The 19,702-nt window shown below is 42.8% G+C and carries 19 protein-coding genes and 1 other annotated feature; of the genes, 3 read left to right on the forward strand and 16 right to left on the reverse strand.

The annotated features are described in order from the left end of the window. Positions 1–10 precede the first annotated feature (10 nt). The 6 genes from rplB to putP all read right to left on the reverse strand — a co-directional run bounded on the left by rplB (position 11) and on the right by putP (position 4,937). On the reverse strand, positions 11–853 hold the full coding sequence (rplB, locus tag DWV68_RS05980) for a 50S ribosomal protein L2 (RefSeq protein WP_022242788.1): 843 nt from the start codon (positions 851–853) through the stop codon (positions 11–13). A gap of 68 nt (positions 854–921) precedes the next feature. Then, complete coding sequence (rplW, locus tag DWV68_RS05985) at positions 922–1,221, reverse strand: 50S ribosomal protein L23 (RefSeq protein WP_022242789.1); 300 nt, start codon at positions 1,219–1,221, stop codon at positions 922–924. Continuing rightward, positions 1,221–1,841 (reverse strand): 50S ribosomal protein L4, encoded by a 621-nt coding sequence (gene rplD / locus DWV68_RS05990; RefSeq protein ID WP_022242790.1) that lies wholly within the window; start codon positions 1,839–1,841, stop codon positions 1,221–1,223. The genes rplW and rplD overlap by 1 nt, the downstream gene beginning before the upstream one ends. Before the next feature lie 27 nt (positions 1,842–1,868). Continuing rightward, positions 1,869–2,552: a 50S ribosomal protein L3 gene (rplC, locus tag DWV68_RS05995; RefSeq protein ID WP_022242791.1), complete on the reverse strand. Its 684-nt coding sequence runs from the start codon at positions 2,550–2,552 to the stop codon at positions 1,869–1,871. Positions 2,553–2,643: 91 nt separating this feature from the next. After that, positions 2,644–2,955: a 30S ribosomal protein S10 gene (rpsJ, locus tag DWV68_RS06000; RefSeq protein ID WP_117698348.1), complete on the reverse strand. Its 312-nt coding sequence runs from the start codon at positions 2,953–2,955 to the stop codon at positions 2,644–2,646. Positions 2,956–3,365: 410 nt separating this feature from the next. Then, positions 3,366–4,937 carry a sodium/proline symporter PutP gene (gene putP / locus DWV68_RS06005; RefSeq protein ID WP_117947379.1) on the reverse strand — a complete coding sequence of 524 codons (1,572 nt, stop codon included), beginning with the start codon at positions 4,935–4,937 and terminating at the stop codon, positions 3,366–3,368. Positions 4,938–5,096: 159 nt separating this feature from the next. On the opposite strand from putP, the gene DWV68_RS06010 reads away from it, so the two are divergent. The 3 genes from DWV68_RS06010 (at position 5,097) to DWV68_RS06020 (ending at position 9,192) form a co-directional block, all read left to right on the forward strand. Then, positions 5,097–5,915, forward strand: coding sequence for a hypothetical protein (locus tag DWV68_RS06010; protein WP_118665277.1), 819 nt, complete (start codon positions 5,097–5,099; stop codon positions 5,913–5,915). 193 nt (positions 5,916–6,108) lie between these two features. Then, positions 6,109–6,804: a zinc ribbon domain-containing protein gene (locus tag DWV68_RS06015; RefSeq protein ID WP_118665279.1), complete on the forward strand. Its 696-nt coding sequence runs from the start codon at positions 6,109–6,111 to the stop codon at positions 6,802–6,804. 76 nt (positions 6,805–6,880) lie between these two features. Next, positions 6,881–7,111 (forward strand) — a binding site (T-box leader). 86 nt (positions 7,112–7,197) lie between these two features. Beyond that, on the forward strand, positions 7,198–9,192 hold the full coding sequence (locus tag DWV68_RS06020) for a 2-isopropylmalate synthase (RefSeq protein ID WP_117698344.1): 1,995 nt from the start codon (positions 7,198–7,200) through the stop codon (positions 9,190–9,192). Positions 9,193–9,370: 178 nt separating this feature from the next. Here the strand turns inward: DWV68_RS06020 and DWV68_RS06025 are convergent, their stop codons facing one another. The 10 genes from DWV68_RS06025 to DWV68_RS06070 all read right to left on the reverse strand — a co-directional run bounded on the left by DWV68_RS06025 (position 9,371) and on the right by DWV68_RS06070 (position 19,675). Next, positions 9,371–10,396: a LacI family DNA-binding transcriptional regulator gene (locus DWV68_RS06025; protein WP_117947381.1), complete on the reverse strand. Its 1,026-nt coding sequence runs from the start codon at positions 10,394–10,396 to the stop codon at positions 9,371–9,373. A 66-nt stretch (positions 10,397–10,462) separates the two neighbouring features. Further along, positions 10,463–12,271 carry a glycoside hydrolase family 13 protein gene (locus tag DWV68_RS06030; protein WP_118665281.1) on the reverse strand — a complete coding sequence of 603 codons (1,809 nt, stop codon included), beginning with the start codon at positions 12,269–12,271 and terminating at the stop codon, positions 10,463–10,465. Positions 12,272–12,288: 17 nt separating this feature from the next. Further along, on the reverse strand, positions 12,289–13,131 hold the full coding sequence (locus DWV68_RS06035) for a sugar ABC transporter permease (protein WP_117698341.1): 843 nt from the start codon (positions 13,129–13,131) through the stop codon (positions 12,289–12,291). A gap of 1 nt (position 13,132) precedes the next feature. Beyond that, a complete protein-coding gene (locus DWV68_RS06040; protein WP_117947383.1) occupies positions 13,133–14,032 on the reverse strand; it encodes a carbohydrate ABC transporter permease in 900 nt (299 codons plus the stop codon). Between the two features lie 4 nt (positions 14,033–14,036). After that, complete coding sequence (locus DWV68_RS06045) at positions 14,037–15,263, reverse strand: extracellular solute-binding protein (RefSeq protein ID WP_147339162.1); 1,227 nt, start codon at positions 15,261–15,263, stop codon at positions 14,037–14,039. 56 nt (positions 15,264–15,319) lie between these two features. Further along, entirely contained in the window at positions 15,320–16,483 is a 1,164-nt protein-coding gene (locus tag DWV68_RS06050; RefSeq protein WP_197420820.1) for a starch-binding protein, read from the reverse strand. Between the two features lie 337 nt (positions 16,484–16,820). Beyond that, the gene (locus DWV68_RS06055; RefSeq protein ID WP_118056973.1) at positions 16,821–17,723 is read right to left on the reverse strand and encodes a TraX family protein; all 903 of its coding nucleotides are present in this window, start codon (positions 17,721–17,723) and stop codon (positions 16,821–16,823) included. Positions 17,724–17,842: 119 nt separating this feature from the next. Then, entirely contained in the window at positions 17,843–18,274 is a 432-nt protein-coding gene (locus tag DWV68_RS06060; RefSeq protein ID WP_118056972.1) for a hypothetical protein, read from the reverse strand. Positions 18,275–18,383: 109 nt separating this feature from the next. Continuing rightward, positions 18,384–19,133 carry a DUF4367 domain-containing protein gene (locus DWV68_RS06065; RefSeq protein WP_118056971.1) on the reverse strand — a complete coding sequence of 250 codons (750 nt, stop codon included), beginning with the start codon at positions 19,131–19,133 and terminating at the stop codon, positions 18,384–18,386. After that, the gene (locus DWV68_RS06070) at positions 19,130–19,675 is read right to left on the reverse strand and encodes an RNA polymerase sigma factor (RefSeq protein ID WP_118056970.1); all 546 of its coding nucleotides are present in this window, start codon (positions 19,673–19,675) and stop codon (positions 19,130–19,132) included. Before DWV68_RS06070 ends, DWV68_RS06065 begins: the two co-directional genes overlap by 4 nt. Between the last annotated feature and the right edge of the window lie 27 nt (positions 19,676–19,702).

Genomic DNA, 19,702 nt, shown 5'->3' on the forward strand with positions numbered 1-19,702 from the left:
CTCCTATCTACTATTTAATAGCTCTGCCGTCTCTTCTTCTTACGATTAACTTGTTAGAAGCTTTTTTCTTCTTACGTGTCTTAAGTCCAAGAGCAGGTTTGCCCCAAGGTGTACATGGGCCTGGACGTCCAACTGGTGCCTTACCTTCTCCACCACCGTGTGGATGGTCATTCGGGTTCATAACAGAACCGCGGACTGTCGGGCGGATACCCATGTGACGTTTACGTCCTGCTTTACCGATATTTACAAGGTTGTGGTCACCGTTACCGATTACACCAATGGATGCACGGCAGTTCAGAGGAACCATTCTCATTTCTCCTGAAGGAAGACGAAGTGTTGCGTATTTTCCTTCTTTAGCCATCAACTGTGCGCTGTTACCTGCAGAACGTACTAACTGTCCGCCCTTGCCAGCGTATAACTCAATGTTGTGTACCTGGGTACCTACCGGGATGTTCTCCAGTGGTAAGCAGTTTCCAACTCTTACTTCTGCTTCTGCTCCGTTCATAACAGTCATTCCATCTGTTAATCCTTCTGGAGCAAGGATATATGCTTTCTCGCCATCTGCATAACTAATTAAAGCGATGTTAGCTGTTCTGTTTGGATCGTACTCGATTCCGATTACAGTTGCCGGGATACCATCTTTTCTTCTCTTGAAGTCGATGATTCTGTATTTTCTTCTGTTTCCACCACCCTGGTGTCTTACTGTAATTTTACCCTGATTGTTACGACCGGAGTTCTTCTTTAAAGAAGTTGTAAGGGATTTCTCAGGAGTCTTCTTTGTGATTTCAGAGAAATCAGATCCAGTCATATTTCTTCTGGAAGGTGTATATGGGTTGTATGTCTTAATTCCCATTGTTTTTCTCCTTTCAATAAATAAGTTTATTATCGCACTTTTCTGTGCCTAGCTGAGTTTCCCGGATTTTACAGTCCGGAGAAAATCTCGATATCTGCACTATCTTCTGTTAACTGAACGATAGCTTTCTTTGTTTTCGCAGTTTTTCCAACTACAGCACCACGTCTTTTGTTCTTGCCCTCCTGGTTCATTGTGTTAACCTTGGCAACCTTAGCGCCTTCGAACATTTTCTCAACTGCTTCTTTAATCATGGTCTTGTTAGCTTCCGGATGTACTAAGAAAGTATATTTCTTTTCTCCCATAGCTGCCATACTCTTCTCAGTTACTACTGGTTTGAGGATTACATCATAATACTGTACGTTTGCCATTATGCATACACCTCCTCGATTTTTTCAACAGCAGCCTTTGTTGCTACTACTGTGTCATATTTCAATACATCAAATACGTTCATTTCGCTGGTCTGTGTTGTCTTAACAGTTGCAATGTTTGCAGCGGATTTGATTACGTTTGTATCCATGTCGCCTAAAATAACTAATGCTTTGTCTGCTTTCAGATTGTTCATAACCTCTGCGAATTTCTTTGTTTTGATTTCGTCTAATTTCAGCTCATCAACAACGATGAATTTATTCTCCTGAACTTTAGATGTTAAAACAGATTTTAAAGCTGCTCTCTTTTCTTTCTTGTTTAATTTGAAAGAATAGTCTCTTGGTACTGGAGCGAATACTGTACCACCGCCAGTCCACTGTGGAGATCTTGTTGAACCCTGTCTTGCATGACCAGTTCCTTTCTGTCTCCAAGGTTTTCTTCCGCCACCGGATACTTCAGAACGTGTCTTAGCTTTCTGAGTTCCCTGACGATTGTTAGCTAACTGCTGAACTACTGCCATGTGTACCAGATGTTCGTTAATTTCTACACCGAATACAGCATCGTTTAAGTCCATATTGCCAACTTCTTTGCCTTCCATATTATAAACAGATACTTTAGCCATCTGTGTGTTCCTCCTTTCTTAAATGCACTATTTTGCTGCTTTTACTGATTCTTTGATTGTTACTAAAGCTTTCTTAGGTCCTGGAACAGCACCTTTGATTAAAAGCAGGTTGTTCTCTGCGTCTACTCTTACAACTTCAAGGTTCTGAGTTGTAATCTTAACGCTTCCCATATGTCCTGGCATTCCTTTGCCCTTGAATACACGGCTAGGTGTAGAACAGGAACCATTGGAACCCTGATGACGATGGAATTTAGAACCGTGAGCCATAGGTCCTCTATGCTGACCAAGTCTCTTAATAGCGCCCTGGAATCCTTTACCTTTAGAAATTGCAGTTGCGTCTACATGATCGCCTTCTGCAAAGATATCTGCTTTGATTTCATCTGCAAGATTATAATCAGCTGCATTTTCAAGCTTGAACTCTCTTACAAATCTCTTTCCAGACACACCAGCTTTTTTGAAATGTCCCATTTCAGCTTTGTTTACGCCATGTCTGTTTCTGATTTCTTTCTTACCGTTGGCATCTTTGTTCACAACTTTTTCTTTCTTGTCAACAAAACCAACCTGTACTGCACTGTATCCGTCGTTTTCAACAGTTTTAATCTGTGTTACTACACAAGGACCAGCCTGTAATACAGTTACCGGCACTAATACGCCGTCTGCATTGAAGATTTGAGTCATTCCGACTTTTGTTGCTAAAATTGCTTTCTTCATTATCTTTCCTCCTGTTTTTCTACAGCGGAACGGTTTCCCGTTCATCCTAGAAAGCCTTGCGGCCCCTCAGGATTTACTACTTGTTTTGACTTTATTTCATTTTGATATCGATGTAGACACCAGCCGGCATTTCTAATCTTGATAATGCATCAACTGTTTTCTGTGTCGGAGCAATGATATCAATCAGTCTCTTATGAGTTCTCTGCTCGAACTGTTCTCTGGAATCTTTGTACTTGTGTACTGCTCTAAGAATGGTAACTACCTCTTTCTTAGTTGGCAGCGGCACCGGTCCGCTCACCTGTGATCCGTTTTTCTTTACAGTCTCGATGATTTTTTTTGCTGATGAATCTACTAATTCGTGATCATAAGCTTTCAATGTGATTCTCATTACTTGACTTGCCATAAAAAAAGTCGCCTCCTTTTCGCACTTTAATTCAGTACGACAAGCGGTGACTGTACACTTCTCCGTGTGTGTCATAAGCTTTACACACGTTGTTTCTACCTCTGTAGACCATATTCGTGATACAGTGACTTGTCGCCAGTTTCCTAACTTGACATTCGCTCCACGGAAAACCTGCCACAGTGGGCAGCAACCTCACGCTTCTACGCTATCAATGTCACAGCAAGGATTAGTATACACGACAGGTTACGCTTTTGCAATACTTTTTTTAGAAAAATTGTATTTTTTTGTGTACAATCCATTTCCTATCTTTTTTACGGTATTTTTCACTTCTGCCTTGTTTTTTCATTATAAAAAGCTGTTTACTTGCCGGCATCCTTTTGCCATTGCAAATAAACAGCTTTTCTTTTCTATTATAATTCTATGCTCTTGTCAGCAACATCTGCAAATTCTTTCTGCATTTCCTCGCTTGGTGCTTTGGTGCAAAGACTCACAATTACGATACAGATTAAACTTAAGAAGAATCCTACCAGAAGGGAATAGATTCCGGTTCCGGTTCCAAGTGTTACCATGGCACCGTCTGCGTTTTTCATCAAAGGAATATAATCCCAGATGATAACTGCCAGACCGCCGGATATAATTCCTGCAATTGCTCCCGGTTTGTTCGTACGCTTCCAGAACAGGGATAATACTACCAGTGGTCCAAATGCGGCGCCAAAGCCTGCCCATGCATTGGATACCAGTCCCATGATGGAGTTGTTCGGATTCAGTGCAATGATATAAGCAATAATCGCAACTACCACTACGGTAATACGGCTGACCATAAGAACCTTTTTATCACTTGCTTCTTTATTTACTACACCTTTGTATATATCTTCTGATACGGAAGATGCAGTTACTAAAAGCTGTGAATCTGCAGTAGACATAATTGCTGCAAGGATTCCGCACAGGAAGATTCCTGCAACAAACGGCAATGCATACTGCTTCGTAAACAAATGTGTAATCATATTAATGAATACATTTTCCGCAGAATCTGCCCCGGCGCTTCCAAGCACTTCCGGATACAGGTACGCCCTTCCAACCACACCGATGATGCAGGCAAAAGTTAAGGATAATGCTACCCAGACAATTGCAATACCTTTGGATTTATTTAATTCTTTCTGGCTCTTTACCGCCATAAATCTGGTCAGGATATGAGGCATTCCGCAATATCCCAATCCCCATGCGAGCTGTGAAATAATATCGATGGCGCGATATGGCTCTCCACCATTCTGCCAGAGGCTCATATAGGAATCGCTTCCTCCTGCTACTCCGCTGGCATCTAAAAGTTCTCTTAATCCGCCATTGCCACTTACCACCGCATATGCCATCAGAGGCACTGCAAGAAGTGCAACCAGCATCAGCATTCCCTGGATAAAGTCTGTTACACATACTGCCATAAAACCTCCCATGAAGGTATACAGTAAAATAACAACTGCACCGATGGTTAAAGCTACGGTATAATCAACACCGGTTACTGCATGGAACAATTTTCCGCCTGCTGCAAATGCAGATGCAGTATATACCAGGAAGAATACGACTATTACTATAGAAGAAATACACAACAACACATTCTTCTTATCATGGAAACGATTCTGGAAATACTCCGGTAAAGTCAGGGAGTTATTGGCACGGATGGTATATCTGCGCAGTCTTCCGGAAATAAATATCCAGTTGCAGACCGTTCCAATAAACAGTCCAATAGCAATCCATGCCTGACCGGTTCCAAATGCATATACCGCACCCGGAAGTCCCATCAGAAGCCATCCGCTCATATCAGATGCCTGTGCACTTAATGCTGCCACCCAGCCGCTTAAGCCTCTTCCTCCAAGAAAATAATCTTCTGAATTCTTTGTACTTTTCATATATTTCGCACCTATGGCAATCATCACACCCATATATACCACAAATGCTGCAAGAATCCACAGCACGTTACTGTTAAACATAAAATGTCCTCCTCTTAAATTACTTAATATTTAGAATAGCAATTGTTTGTTTTGTTGTAAAGTCTTATTTTATTTTGCCGATATTATTTATATAGTAGATTCTCATAAACGGCATATGTGAAAATGGATTTTCACAGAACTTTTCAAGGAGGAAAAGATATGAATCTCAAACTCGAAAATTCACTTGTGGTTCTTTCCCAACGGAAAAAGGAACAGGGGCTCCCGCAGCGGCCTACCAAAAAAGAACGGAACCAGGAGCTGACCCGGGAGGAACGCCTGTTACAGCATTATCAGGAACAGATTTCCCAGATGCACGAAAGTAATTTCCAGCAGGAGCTTCAGGCAAAATTAGATTCCGGTCAGGAATTAACTCCGGAGGAAGAACAGTATTTAGAAAAAGTCAATCCGGATGCTTTAAAGGAACATGAAAAGCTAAAGGAAGAAGTGGCAGCTTACCGCAAACAGCTTCAAAACTGCCGTACCAAAAAGGACGTTGAAAAGCTAAAACTCTATAAAATGGGGCAGTTTATGTCTGAAGTTAAGACAGTTTCCAATGACCCCCACATTCCAAAAGCCAAGAAAAAGGCTATGTTAGAGCAGATTTTAAAGCGTACCTATGCCATTGAAAAAGAACACAATGATTATACCAAGACGCCGGAATATCAGACAAAACCGGACAAAGAGCCTTACGAAGATGTAAGTCCAGCCGATAAGGATAAAAGTTCTGCCGATTCAACCGATGCAACGACATCCGATTCTACCGATAATGCAGAAATCTCTTCCGGTTCAGATTCTACCGAAGAGTCTGTTGGTGCAGCGGATAATGGCTCAGATAAGCACACTGCCGATTTGGTCAAAGCAGAGCATGACGATAAGTCTGGTGAAGAACCTGTCACTGCTCAGTCTGTACGACGCGAAATTAGTATCCATCTTTCCGGACTCCGTAAAAAAGCAGCTCATATTGATGCCAGCGTGTAAGGCAGATGGGGATTTCTTCTTATTTTATTGTTTACAGATATCAGGAAAACAGATAGAATGATATGATATAGGTGATTCGATGATATTTTTAAGGTTTTTGAGAGAAAGATGATTTCATTCTGTCAACGACCTGAATACAATACATCTGCATTACCTTATATAATATAATGAATACAAAAGGGGGAGACATTTTATGCAATGTCAATCATGCGGAACACAATATCCAGATAACTTTAGAACCTGCCCGAACTGCGGTGCACCGGCTCCAATGCCAAACCAGCGTCCATACAACGGACAGCCAAATCCTTATAATGGACAGCCCCAATTTAATAACGCTCAGCAGAACCCTTATAATGGACAGCCTCAGTTTAACAATGCTCAGCAGAACCCTTATAATGGACAGCCTCAGTTTAACAATGCTCAGCAGAACCCTTATAATGGACAGCCTCAGTTTAACAATGCTCAGCAATATCCTTATGGCAATCCATACGCTGCACCGAATCAGGTTCCACCGGGAATGAGTAAACACGATTTCTATCATTCTCCACTCTGCAAGAAATACAGAGGAAATATTATTGCTTCTTCTGTTATCATTTATATATGTGTAGGAATTAATCTGCTTCTTATTGCTTTTTTACATAATTATACCTCACTGATTGATGCTGCAATTATGCTCGGACTCGGACTTGCTATTCATCTTGCGCAGAGCCGTGTATGCTCCATTTTACTTTGTGTCTATGGCGTCATTAATACCATTTTCGTATTCCTTTCGTCGGGAGAGTTTGGCGGATGGCTGATTCTTGTGGCAGCAATTTATGCTATTGTGGCAACTTTCCAGTATCAGGGTGCTTGGAATAAATATAACAGGAATGGTCAGATTCCTTATTAAAATATATCAATATAAGTGATTAAATTTAATCATACACAAATGTACTTTTTTGTGTTAGTATTACCAAAGACATTTGAAAAAGGCTATGAAAAGGAATAGTAACTGTCAGGAATTCTCTCAGAAAGCCGCCGGTTGATGCAAGACGGCAGAAGGAATACAGTGAACTCGCCTTGAAGCTGCCGGCTGAACCCTATAGTAGGTCGCGACGGACTCCCACCGTTACCCGGGAATAGCATGATAGTGCTAATGAGTGCATGTAACAACATGAAACAGAGTGGTACCGCGAAGGTTTTCTTTCGTCTCTATGATTCATCTTCGAATGATAGAGACGGAAGATTTTTTTTACGCAGGTTACGCTGCAACATAATCAGAATATTTTTTTGGAGGTTCAATATGAAAGGATACGAAAAATATCAGCGTGCATATTTTATGCCGCCTGAATGTACTTATGACTGGGTAAAGAAGGATTATATCGACAAGCCGCCTATCTGGTGCTCCGTTGATTTACGTGATGGCAACCAGGCTCTGATTGAGCCGATGAGCTTAGAGGAAAAGCTGCAGTTCTTTGAAATGCTGGTTAAAATCGGTTTCAAAGAAATTGAAGTTGGTTTCCCTGCTGCTTCCGAGACAGAATACAACTTTATGCGCGCCTTAATCGACCGCAATATGATTCCGGACGATGTTACCGTCCAGGTTCTGACCCAGGCAAGAGAGCATATCATCAAGAAAACCTTTGAAGCGGTAAAAGGTGCTCCGCACGCAGTCATTCATCTTTACAATTCTACCTCTGTTGCACAGCGTGAGCAGGTATTTAAAAAGAGCAAAGAGGAAGTAAAACAGATCGCCATTGACGGGGCAAAGCTTTTGAATAAACTGGCTTCTGAGACCGAAGGTAACTTCTCCTTCGAATACAGCCCGGAAAGTTTCCCGGGAACTGAAGTGGACTATGCCGTGGAAGTCTGCAACGCAGTACTTGATGTATGGCAGCCAAAGGCTTCTAATAAAGCAATCATTAATATTCCAACCACTGTTGAAAATGCAATGCCGCATGTATTTGCCACTCAGGTAGAATACATTCACAAGCATTTGAAATATCGTGATGCCGTAACACTTTCCCTGCATCCACACAACGACCGTGGCTGCGGTGTCTGTGACGCAGAGCTTGGCATTCTTGCCGGAGCCGACCGTATCGAAGGAACTCTTTTCGGTAATGGTGAGCGTACCGGTAATGTAGATATCATCACACTTGCCATGAACATGTTCTCACACGGCGTTGATCCGAAGCTTAACTTCTCCAACCTGCCTGCAATCCGTGAGAAATATGAAAATTTTACCAGAATGCACGTTTACGAACGTCAGCCATATGCCGGTGATCTGGTATTTACCGCTTTCTCCGGTTCCCATCAGGATGCCATTGCCAAAGGTATGGCATGGCGTGAAGAGAAAAAGCTCAACGAGTGGTCTGTCCCTTATCTTCCGGTTGACCCAATGGATGTGGGCAGAACTTACGATTCTGACGTTATCCGTATCAACAGCCAGTCCGGTAAAGGTGGCGTAAACTACATTTTGAAACAGAACTTTGGCATTTCTCTGCCAGAGAAAATGCGTGAGGAAGTCGGCTATCTGGTAAAACATGTTTCCGATGAAGAGCACAAAGAGCTGTCTCCACAGTGGGTATATGAAATCTTTGAAGATAAGTATGTAAAACGCCAGCCTTACTTCCAGATTGAAGAATGTCACTTCAAACAGGTGGATGGTATTATGGCAGAAGCTACGATTGTTCATGGTGGGCAGAACCGCCTGGTAAGTGCCAACGGAAATGGCCGTCTGGATGCTGTCAGCAACATTATCAAACAGTACTTCGGCATCAGCTATGAGCTGTCCATATACGAAGAACACGCTTTGAGCCATGGTTCTTCTTCCAAGGCTATGTCCTATGTAGGAATCACCTGCTATGGTCAGATGTACTGGGGTGTTGGTATCGACGACGATATCATCAAATCCTCTATCAGCGCACTGGTTGTTGCAGTAAATCAGGTTCCTTCCATAAAATCCAGTGTTGAGATTCAGGATAAGCGCTTAATGGAAATGAAGAATTACATTCAGACAAACTACCAGACCGTTACCTTAGAGGATATGGCAAAACAGTTCCACCTCTCTGAGCCGTACATTTCCAAATATATTAAGGAAAAATCCGGTCAGACATTCGTTGAACTGGTTCAGGGTGTCCGCATGAAAAAAGCAAGAACTCTTTTAAAGAACGGAAATATGACTGTTGAAAACATTGCATACTCCGTGGGTTATCAGAATGTAGAACATTTCAACCGCCTCTTTAAAAAGAAATACGAGATGACACCGGTACAGTACCGCAATTCCTGTAGTAAATAAATCCTGATTTAAGAATTTAATTCAAATTTAAAAAACGCTTAGGCTTTGTACTGTAAAAGTACTCGGACTAAGCGTTTTTCCGTAGTTTCTATCTTCCCGGAAAACTGTTATTTCCAACCGGCCATCAGGTCTGATTAACTGCCGTATCTGATTGCTGCGATATCAGTCAGCTGCGATATCAGGTCGACTGCCTTACAATCAATGTCGGGATTGTAATATAAGACTGGGCATACAGATTCGGTTTTCTGATTTTCTGGAGGATGTATTTTCCCGCCTGTATTCCCATGTCATACATATCAATATTTACTACGGTCAGCTGCGGCTTCAATATCTGTGAAAATGGATAATCATCAAAAGTAATGACCCTGATATCCGAAGGTATCTCTATTCCGGCATGATGTAATGCATTGACGCAGCCATAGGCAATGTAATTGTTGGCACAGATAATGCCATCCGGTCTTACTTTATTGGAAAGAATCTCTTTGGTCATCTCATATCCACTGTCACATTGGGATTCCCCTCGCTGCACATAATCTTTCGGCACCAGCACATCATGCTCATTCAGAACCGACAACACGCCGTCCAGACGGTGCATGGAAATCTTATCCTCTTCCGTTCCGCCAATAAATGCAAGGGACTGACAGCCCTGCTCCAGCAGATGTTTCGCTGCCAGCTCACCCGCCAGGCGGTTATCAATATCAATCCAGCAGAAATGGCTGGTAAAGTTAGGATTGCCAATCACCAGATGAGGAATGGATTCCTGAAAAATCATTTCATCCAGTTCTTTAGAAATAACAGCCGCATGAATGATATAGCCGTCTGCCGCCTTCTCTTCTGCTGCTTTGTGGATATAATCCCTCGCTTCTACAGATGACATATTCTTTATCACCAGGCTATAGCCTTTTTCCGTTAAGACATGCTCCATCCCACACACCATTTCAAACATATGCGGGTTGGCAAATCCTGCATTCTTCCCCAGCGAGGTCACAAAGACAATGGTCTTTGTAGACTGTGTGACAAAATTTCTCGCCCGGAGATTCGGATGGTAATCCAGTTCCTGCATAACCTTTTTCACCCGGTCTATGGTCTCCTGAGAAATGGAATAAGAGCCATTCATAACCTTTGAGACCGTTGCCGTAGACACTCCTGCCTGCTTTGCCACATCCTTAATCGTAACCGCCATTTTCTGTCCTTTCTGCGCCAAAATAATTTTCCGCCATCATATCTGCATGCTATTGCCCGATATCCTGTTACCATGCAATGCGTGCTATCACTCTTCCACTCTGCCTTTCATTATTACATAACCGTAGCCGTCTAATTTGCTTCCCAGCAGTCCATGCACCAACAGAATCTCACTCTGTCCACTGCCCGACTCTGCCAGAAATGCCGCAACGTCCATCGGTTCTTCATTCCTGTTTATCATAACACGAATCCGTTCTGTGTCACTATATCTTTCATAAATATAGAACCCGCCTTTTTTCTGGGTATAAACCGTGCGGAAATCACCTCTTCGCAGCAGTTCTTCATGCAGGCGCAACCGAATCAGGCTTTGCATAAAGTCAAAAAGAGTATCGCCCGAATTCTGTTCACCAGATTTTTCCCGGAGTCCCTTTTCTTCCATTGTTTTTGCTTTGCATGCCTTTTTCCATGGCATTGCCTGCCGGTAGTCCGCCTCTTCAATTCCGGTTATGCCAAGCTCATCACCATAGAAAACGGACGGCATGCCCGGAAATGTCATCTGGAAAATCAGTGCCAGCCGGTACTGCCATTCATGTTCATTACAAAGGGAATAGAACCGGCTCACATCATGGCTGTCTAAGAGATTTAACTGTGCAAATACCGTCTGTTCCCGGTAACGCATCCGCATATTTGTAACCCGGCTGTCAAATGCTGCGCTGCTGATGCTCTCTTCTCCAAAGAAGCGTTTACAGTGTTTCCGGAAATCATAATTCATCGTTGAATCAAATATGGTTCCATCCAGCCAGTGATTGGCAGTCTCCCAGACTTCACCGATTAAGATTGCCTCCGGGTTGACTTCTTTTACTTCCCGGTAGAATCTGCGCCACAGGGCATCATTAATCTCACTTGCCACATCTAACCGCCAGCCATCTGTGTGAAATTCTTCCACCCAGTATCGCCCTACTTTGCAGATAAAATCTGCCACTTCCGGGTTTGCCGTATCAAGCTTTGGCATCATCCGCTCGTAACCGAAGCATTCGTAATTCGGATACTCCTCCGGGTCTTTGGGGCGGATAACCGGGAATTGCAATCCATAGAACCAGCCCTTTTTATCGGATGCTTCGCCTTTCTGCACCACATCCTCAAAAGCCGGAAAATGCCAGCCGCAATGGTTAAATACGCCATCAATAATCACCCGGATTCCGTTGGCATGGAAGGTGTCCACCAGCTCTTTAAAATCATCATTTGTTCCAAAGCATGGGTCAATGTGAAAATAATCCAGCAAATCATATTTATGATATTCGCCTGCTGCAAATATCGGATTAATGTAGATGGCATTGACGCCAAGGTTTTTCAGGTAATCCACATTTTCGGTAATGCCCTTAAGACAGCCTCCCAGCTTTCCCCTTACCACATTTCCTTCAAAGGTGGCTTCTGTTGGCCTGCCGCTGATATACGTTTTTCCTGTAGCAAAGCTGTCCGGAAAAATGTTGTAAATAACGGCATCCTTCGCCCACTCCGGTGGTCTTACGATGTCTGCTCTGTGATTAAAGGGAAGCTGGTAATATTCGGAGCGGTCATCCACCAGTTTTGCACTGAAGCAGTCTCCGTAATAATAAATTTCTTCCGTCCCACTTTCCAGCCTGAAATAATAGCACAGCCGCTTATAGGGGCGCACCAGCTTCACCTCATAATAGTCAAATAATTCACTGCCTGCCACCACATGCATTTCTGCTTCCGTGAAAATTACCGGTGTCAGGCGGCATGCCCGGTCTCCGAAATACAACCTGCAGCGTTTGATATCATCTTTGGCTGTACGGAGCCGGATTGTCACATGCTCTTCGTCTGTTCCATATGCATACTGTGACATGGGTATATGTAAAATTGCACTTTTGTTCATTCTCTGTCCAGCCTTTCTTAACCTTTTACACCTCCGGAGGTCAGTCCGGTTGTCATATTTTTCTGAAGTGCAAAGAACACAATCAGAATTGGTATCGATACCACAATGGACGCTGCCGCAAATATCGGCCAGCTTCCGCTCATTTCCGTTGCCTGCAGGGAATATAAGCCTGCTGCTAACGTATAGGTATCGGAACCTGTCATAAAATTGATTGCAAAAATGTATTCATTCCATACATAGATAAGCACCATCATGGCTGTTACTGCGATGGTCGGCTTTGCAAGCGGCAGTACAATTCTCGTCACAAGCTGCACAGGCGTTGTACCGTCAATCATTGCCGCCTCTTCAATTTCTACCGGAATCGTGTCAAAATATCCTTTCATATTCCACAGGGCAAATACTGCCATGGTTCCCGTGTATACAATAATCAGACCTGTTCTGGTATTAATCAGTCCCATGGGTGACAGCAGCTTATACAGCGCTGTCATGGAAAGCAGGGATGGAAATGCATAGAGCAGTATCAGTGTCCGAAGGATTGCTTTTCTGCCCGGAAATTCCTTTCTGGAGAAAACATATGCCGCCGGAATTCCTGTTCCAAGGGAAATTCCAAGGGTTACTACTGCTAATATCAGACTGTTTTTCAGCCACAGCATAATCGGTTTTTCCGTAAATACTGCTTTATAATTTGCCAGGGTGAAATGCTTCGGAAGGAAAGAAAAATTTGTACTCAATAAGCTGTTATCCGCATTTAGGGACACGGAAAATGCATACAATACCGGCACCAATACCACAAAGCAAAGCAGGATAAGAAAGATATTTGCAAAGACGAGTCCAATATTTTCTCTGGTTCGTTTCTTCATGTTAGTCCGTCTCCTCCTTTGGCTTCATATTGGTCAGCACAGAAAATACAATCAGAATGACAAATATTATCATGGAAATTGCAGAACTGTAGCCGTAATTGTTCGTTATAAATGCCTTTTCATAGGCATAGGTCAGGATTGTCTGCAGATTCGACCCGGTCTTGGCACCCACCTGCTGCGTCAGCAGGAACAGGATATCAAACTGCTTAAAGGTGGTGAATGTTGTAATTACGACCGATGGTGCAATGATTGGCTTGATCATGGGAATCGTAATATACCACATTTTTTGTAACCAGGTTGCTCCGTCCAAAACAGCACTTTCGTAAAAGCTCTTTTCAATACTCTGCAATGCACCGTCCATAATCGTTATCATAAATGGAAGTGCCAGCCAGAGGTTTACGGTGGTACAGCATAAAAATGCCATACCATCGCTGCCCAGCCATTTTACCGGCCCGATGTTGTACTTTGCCAGCCACTGATTGAGCAAACCGAACTGGGAGTTAAACATTCCTGTTTTCCACAGAAGAATGGATACATAACCCGGCATTGCCCAGGGGAAAATCAGCAGCGTCTTATATAGATTTCTCAGGCGGAGCCGCTTTAGGTTCAGCAGATTTGCCAGCAAGAATGCTATGATAAGCTGCAACACCATGTTTATAATTGTCCATAAAATCGTTACCAGAAATGCCTGTATAAAGCCATTATCCAGCACCAGCAGGGCATCCTTATAATTTTTCAGTCCAATCAGTTCATAATTATTCCAGTGATACACATTCATATTGGTCAGTGAAATGTACCCGGTATACAGGATTGGAAAGATTACGATGAGCAAAATCAGTATCAGGGATGGTGCCGACCAGGAATAGGCAAACAGGATTTCTTTTTTCTTATTTTTCTTCAATTTGTTACCTCATACTTTCAATCAACTGCAACGCCTCCTGCTGCGCCGCCTCTGCACTTTCCGTCACATCTTTTCCACTCATGTTGACATCGGTTAAAAGATTACCAACCACCGTCCACATTACATCCATTTCCGGAATATTCGGCATCGGTACTGCATGTTCTGCGGTATCGTGCATTGCCATAACCACTTCATCTGATGTGATTTCATCCATTTCATAGCAGCTTTCCATCGCCGGTGCACAGCCGCTTGCTTTTGCAAGATCCACCTCTACTTCCGGATCCATCAGGGCACGAAGTACTTTTTCTACCGCATCCTTCTTATTTTCTGCAGCATTTTTCAGCACATGAATTCCCTGCACTCCCATATATGGAGAAATCGGATTTCCGGTCTCGTCAATTACCGGCATTGCTGCCACACCAACGTCCATTCCGCTTTCTCTTACGGTTGGCACCAGCCAAGGCCCTGCAATGGTAGAATGTGCCATACCTTCTTTAAACAGGGTATTTACCGTTGCATACTCCGTCTCGCCCGGCATCAAATCCACAAATTTCTTGTGATATTCCAGGGCTGCAATGGTTTCTTTGGAATCCAGCCCCGGTGTGCCATCAGCTGAGAGAATCGTACCGTTAAAGCCATTGATCCAGCCTGCTGCATAGTATGGCGTACTGTGCTGTTCCACAAAGCCATAATGTCCGCCGGCAGTGTTATCCTGCATATATTGATACAGTTCTTCCGTAGTCTGCGGCACTTCATCATCCTTCATATAAAGCCGGTTATACATGAATAACAAAGTCTCGTAATAGACAGGAAGCTGATAGATTTTTCCCTTGTAGGTTGCTGCCTCTAAGGTATTATCCATATATACATCCAGCTCCTCTTCCGGGATAATGTCTGTAATCGGTGCAAGAATGTCCATCTCTGCATATACTCCAATTTTATCATGGGCAAAGAAATACATATCCGGTGCTGCTTTCGGGTCACTTCCCACCATCTTAAGGCTTTCTGTCAAATCACTTTTCTTCTCCAGCACAACATGCACATCCGGTTCCAGTTCCTCCAGTTTCTTCTGAAGGACTTCCGCCACTGCATCTTCTTTATCATGCCAGATTGTTATGGTAGTCTTATCCGTCTCTGACACGCTGTTTCCTCCACAGCCGCTTAACAATCCTGCTGCCATGGTAAGTGTAAGCGCCATTGACATCAATTTACTTCTAACTCTTCTTCTCACTTCTGTCCTCCTGTCTTTTACTTGTGACTTTTTCTTGGTTCTTATTTGTTTAATCTTTATTTATTTTTTGCATTTTTCTTTGCTACAACCACTATAATTACAACTGCTACCGCAATAACCACAATGCCGATTACAATCGGAGCACTATTATTGTTTCCTGCCTCTGCTGTTTCTGCCGGAGCTTCGGTTGCCGGTTCTGCTGCCTCATCTACCTGTGGCTCTTCATAGCTTACTTCAAAGTTATCGGCATCTTTTACCACAAGCCAGATATCCTTTCCTGTATCCACAGAAATATCACTGGTCTGAACACTTCCTTCATTTCCATTGACAATAATGGAATTTACCCAGCCCGGTACTTCTTTTATGAGCCATCCATTTTCGCCTTCTTCTAAGGCTTCGCCCGGCCAGGATGCAAATGCATTGGTTCCGTCCGGTGCCGACCATGCCCAAAGGCAAGGTGCATCCCAGTCAGACGGTGTGATTACATGTACGGTTATATTTGCCACCTCTGCTTTATCCGGGTCTGTATAACTAAAATCTGCTTTTCCGTCTGCATCTACTGTAACCCAGACTTCTGCGGCATCAATAGAAATGTCATCGGTCTGAACACTTCCTTCGTTGGCATTGATAATGATAGAATTTACCCAGATTGGAGCTTTGGCGGTATACCAGCCGTTGTCATCCTGCTTCATTTCCATGCCCGGCCATGCTTCAAATGCGTTAGTTCCATCCGGTGCTGACCATGCCCAGAGGCAAGGATTTTCCCAGCCTGCATCTACTTTTGCATGGATTGCAAATTTCTCCACATATTCCGGTGTCTCACCGGTGGTCTGCTTGTCATAGGTTACTTCTGCATTATCTGCATCTGTTACGGTAATCCAGCAGTCTTTTTCTCCATCCAGTACCTGCTCTGCAGTCTGGACATTTCCATCATTGGCATTTACAATCACATGATTTACCCAGGTTGGAACCCAGATGTAATACCAGCCTTCATTTGCGCTGTCTGCTTCCATCTCTTCGCCCGGCCACGCCTCAAATGCATTATTTCCATCATCATCCCATGCCCAGACACATGGATTTTCCCAGTCCTGTGGCACCTGTACATATACTGCTTTCTTTGCATCCGTTGCTTCATCTGCTTTTATTGTCTGCGGTATCATGGCTATCGTCAATACTGCCATAAAGCAAAATGCGATTATTTTTTTCATCACTTTACTCATAAACATTCCTCCTATACATCCTTCATCAGTATCTTCCAAAACAATCTGCGCGCTTTTTGTTTGATAAGCTGATTATATTTCACCCGAAATTGTCGGTCAATTCTTATTTAGGTAATCGTTTTCCTTTATTTTATGGTGATTTTTACTAATTTGTTTTGGATTTTTTGTAGATGTTTCACAGTGATTTCTTATCAATGTGCATAAAGAGGAAAATTTTGTGAATTATTAACGAAACAGTTTCCCTGTGGTTTCCTTACCAGATACCGGAAAATGTAAGAAATACGCTTTGCGAATTTCCCGCAAAAAAGGTATACCGGCAGCAGCCGATATACCTTTCTTATTTATAATAACTTATACCATACAATACCAGAAATTGCAGCGGATATGCCGCATAAAACAGCCATTTAAGGCTTTTGCCACGCTCTCCGTTGCACGCCAGCATAATTGGCAATGCGCCTATCATCATCCATTGATAGAACTCCGTAAGTAGGGATAAATCCGATGTTCCAAGAGGAATACCCACAAACGAACTGCCAAAATATATGACATCCGCTAATTTATGATAGCCCCAAAAAGAAAACCTGCTCATAATCCGATACAGAATATCTCCCTGACACATAAACATATATGCCCCACAGAACAGGATATAATGCAGCGCAAGCTTCCCCTTTTTCTCTACTGCACAATACAGCCATATTCCCAGCACAATAAAGAACACGCCGCCTTCCGCATCCCAGATTCCACCCAGTAGTGGGAAAATATAATTTGTCCGCAAGACTGTTTGCAACAGTGCATTACCGCGCCATACGTAATCAAACGCCTCTGCCAGAATTGCAAGTCCCATTACCATAGCCTGCCAGAAGATATATATTCCAATGTATGTAAAAAACTTTTTCTTCTCTTTCCGGCTTTCCCATATACAGATAAGCACTCCCGCACAAAACAGGGTTGTAAATATATTATGATTTTTCGGTTGATACGCCACATAGTCCAGTTTTCTCTGCAGCATACACATAATCTGATTAAAAAATACCATTCCGACATTCGCCAGATACAGGCGCAACAGATATTTCTTTCGATTTCTTGTATGACGGAACCCCACCGCCAGTGCATAGAAAAACAGCGGTGCTGCTAATCTTCCCAGCCACCGAAACCATATAGGCGAGTCCGGAAAGAACTCGCCTATATGGTCCATCAGCATCAAGATTAATGCTATGATTTTGATTGTGAATATGTTCATTTTTCATCCTCTGATATACCGATTTTACCGTCGATATAAATATTGCTCATGCCTCTCGTGCTTTTCTCCCGTATTTTCTGTTCATTCTTATATCTCGAAATAACTTTCTCCCTTTGCTGCTAATAGGTGACTGTACTGCTATATGTTGTTATTGTTTCACCATTCACAGTATAAACTGCACGCACACGATAATTTCCTCTTGTGCCAGCGACGTAACTCTTGGACAAAACCAAATCATAACCTGTTGTTGAATCAAACCAGCTTGTTACATCCGACCATCTTGTACCGGACTGTCTCTGTAATGTCATGGTAACTGATATGGATGCTTTTGCTTTTGCATACACAGCCGCATGTGCCTTAAACATAGAGCCATCCAGCCTTAATCCCGTATTATAGGATGAAATATTGGCATATCTTGCTTCTGCGATTCTGTCCACACAGCTATCCAAATCTGCACCATACACTATCGCACTGCTGCTTGCCATACATATACAAAGGCATAGCGTGCAAAAAATACCCAGGATTTTCTTTTTTAATGTTTTTCTTTCCATTACAAAACCTCCTTTCCACCTGTTCTACTTATGTAACAAATGACAAAGAGGTTTTATGACAGTTTTTTCCAATTTTTTTATTTTTTGTAATAATATTTCATTTCACTTACTATTTTATTGTTTCTGCCATCCTGATTAACTCTTCTTTCGTCAAACCTCCTGCAATCAGATAAAGATACTTTCCATCTTTCCAAACAAGATTTCCTCTTTCTTCATTCAATGCGTCATCTGGAATAAAGTATCCTTTGACATCCTCAATCATAACTTCCTGCTGCTCACTTCCACTAGAACTGATTCCTATATTATCCACTCTATCATTGCGCATTTGCTGATACCACAGAGATTTTCCCCTGTTCCCCATATAACATTGTACACATTCTCCTATATCTTCGTAATATGCCTCCCTTTCCAGTGTATACCCTTCTGGCACCCACTGCGGTTTCTTGCAGACAAATTCGAAATTTTCCTCCGAATCCGGTTCAGCTCCAATCTCCGCTGTGTTCTTTGCGTTGTCCTCTATTGCCACCATTTCCAGATTCTCCGGTTCACCCAGATTCAGTTGCACATGGTCAGTATAGCCAGTCAGAATATATTTTCCAAGCAGGCTCTGGAAAAAGCTTCTGCCCGCTACAGTTGTTCCGAGAAGCAATACCAGTACTGCCACAACCACAATGACGCGCCGTCTGCCATGCACCGGATAAAGTGCCGGTATCGTGCGTTTTCCCATGCCCGGTTGCAGCAGCACTTTTATTTTCTTTCGAAATATCCTTGAAAAGCGATGCTTTGGTGCAGCCATTGCGTGCTTATAATCTGCCTCACACGCCGATGTGATGGCATCCTTCAGTTCCTGTTCTGTCATAATGAATTCCCCTTCTCTAACTTTTCCTGCAGTTTCTTCCTTGCCCTGCTGGAAATGTGTCTTGCATTGTCAACTGTTGTGTCAAGAGCAGTTGCAATTTCTTCATAGCTCAATTCATTATAATATCGTAAATATAATACGTCCTTATATGGATATTTCATTCTGCCGATAAGTTCTGACATGCTGCTGCCATCCGGAAGTTCAAAGATTTCTCCGTCTCCCTGAGACTCCTGCAGCAGATTTTCAATCGTATCCTCGTCCATTTTGCTTTCGCGGTTCCGCCTACGATATACATTAATTGCTCTGCTCCTAACTATAGTAACAATATAGTTCCACGCTTTATGACAGTTTTCACGAGAAATTTTATCTAAATTATTTATAATTGCAATATAGCTTTCCTGCACAGCATCTTCCGCATCTGCAGAATTCTTTAAAATTCCATATGCCACATGGTACATTGCAGAGTCAAACTGCTCACTCAGCTTTCTGCAAAATTCCCTGTCCTCTTCATTTTCGATTAGTTCAAGTAACTGAAACATCATACTCTCCCATTTCCTCTGCTGTACTTT

The sequence above is a fragment of the Roseburia sp. AF12-17LB genome, from assembly GCF_003479605.1.
Classification (GTDB): Bacteria; Bacillota; Clostridia; order Lachnospirales; family Lachnospiraceae; genus Roseburia_C; species Roseburia_C amylophila.

Coding starts and splice junctions, on each gene's coding strand:
- rplB (WP_022242788.1), bottom strand. CDS start 853: ATGGGAATTAAGACATACAACCCATATACACCTTCCAGAAGAAATATG.
- rplW (WP_022242789.1), bottom strand. CDS start 1,221: ATGGCAAACGTACAGTATTATGATGTAATCCTCAAACCAGTAGTAACT.
- rplD (WP_022242790.1), bottom strand. CDS start 1,841: ATGGCTAAAGTATCTGTTTATAATATGGAAGGCAAAGAAGTTGGCAAT.
- rplC (WP_022242791.1), bottom strand. CDS start 2,552: ATGAAGAAAGCAATTTTAGCAACAAAAGTCGGAATGACTCAAATCTTC.
- rpsJ (WP_117698348.1), bottom strand. CDS start 2,955: ATGGCAAGTCAAGTAATGAGAATCACATTGAAAGCTTATGATCACGAA.
- putP (WP_117947379.1), bottom strand. CDS start 4,937: ATGTTTAACAGTAACGTGCTGTGGATTCTTGCAGCATTTGTGGTATAT.
- DWV68_RS06010 (WP_118665277.1), top strand. CDS start 5,097: ATGAATCTCAAACTCGAAAATTCACTTGTGGTTCTTTCCCAACGGAAA.
- DWV68_RS06015 (WP_118665279.1), top strand. CDS start 6,109: ATGCAATGTCAATCATGCGGAACACAATATCCAGATAACTTTAGAACC.
- DWV68_RS06020 (WP_117698344.1), top strand. CDS start 7,198: ATGAAAGGATACGAAAAATATCAGCGTGCATATTTTATGCCGCCTGAA.
- DWV68_RS06030 (WP_118665281.1), bottom strand. CDS start 12,271: ATGAACAAAAGTGCAATTTTACATATACCCATGTCACAGTATGCATAT.
- DWV68_RS06035 (WP_117698341.1), bottom strand. CDS start 13,131: ATGAAGAAACGAACCAGAGAAAATATTGGACTCGTCTTTGCAAATATC.
- DWV68_RS06050 (WP_197420820.1), bottom strand. CDS start 16,483: ATGAGTAAAGTGATGAAAAAAATAATCGCATTTTGCTTTATGGCAGTA.
- DWV68_RS06055 (WP_118056973.1), bottom strand. CDS start 17,723: ATGAACATATTCACAATCAAAATCATAGCATTAATCTTGATGCTGATG.
- DWV68_RS06060 (WP_118056972.1), bottom strand. CDS start 18,274: ATGGAAAGAAAAACATTAAAAAAGAAAATCCTGGGTATTTTTTGCACG.
- DWV68_RS06065 (WP_118056971.1), bottom strand. CDS start 19,133: ATGACAGAACAGGAACTGAAGGATGCCATCACATCGGCGTGTGAGGCA.
- DWV68_RS06070 (WP_118056970.1), bottom strand. CDS start 19,675: ATGATGTTTCAGTTACTTGAACTAATCGAAAATGAAGAGGACAGGGAA.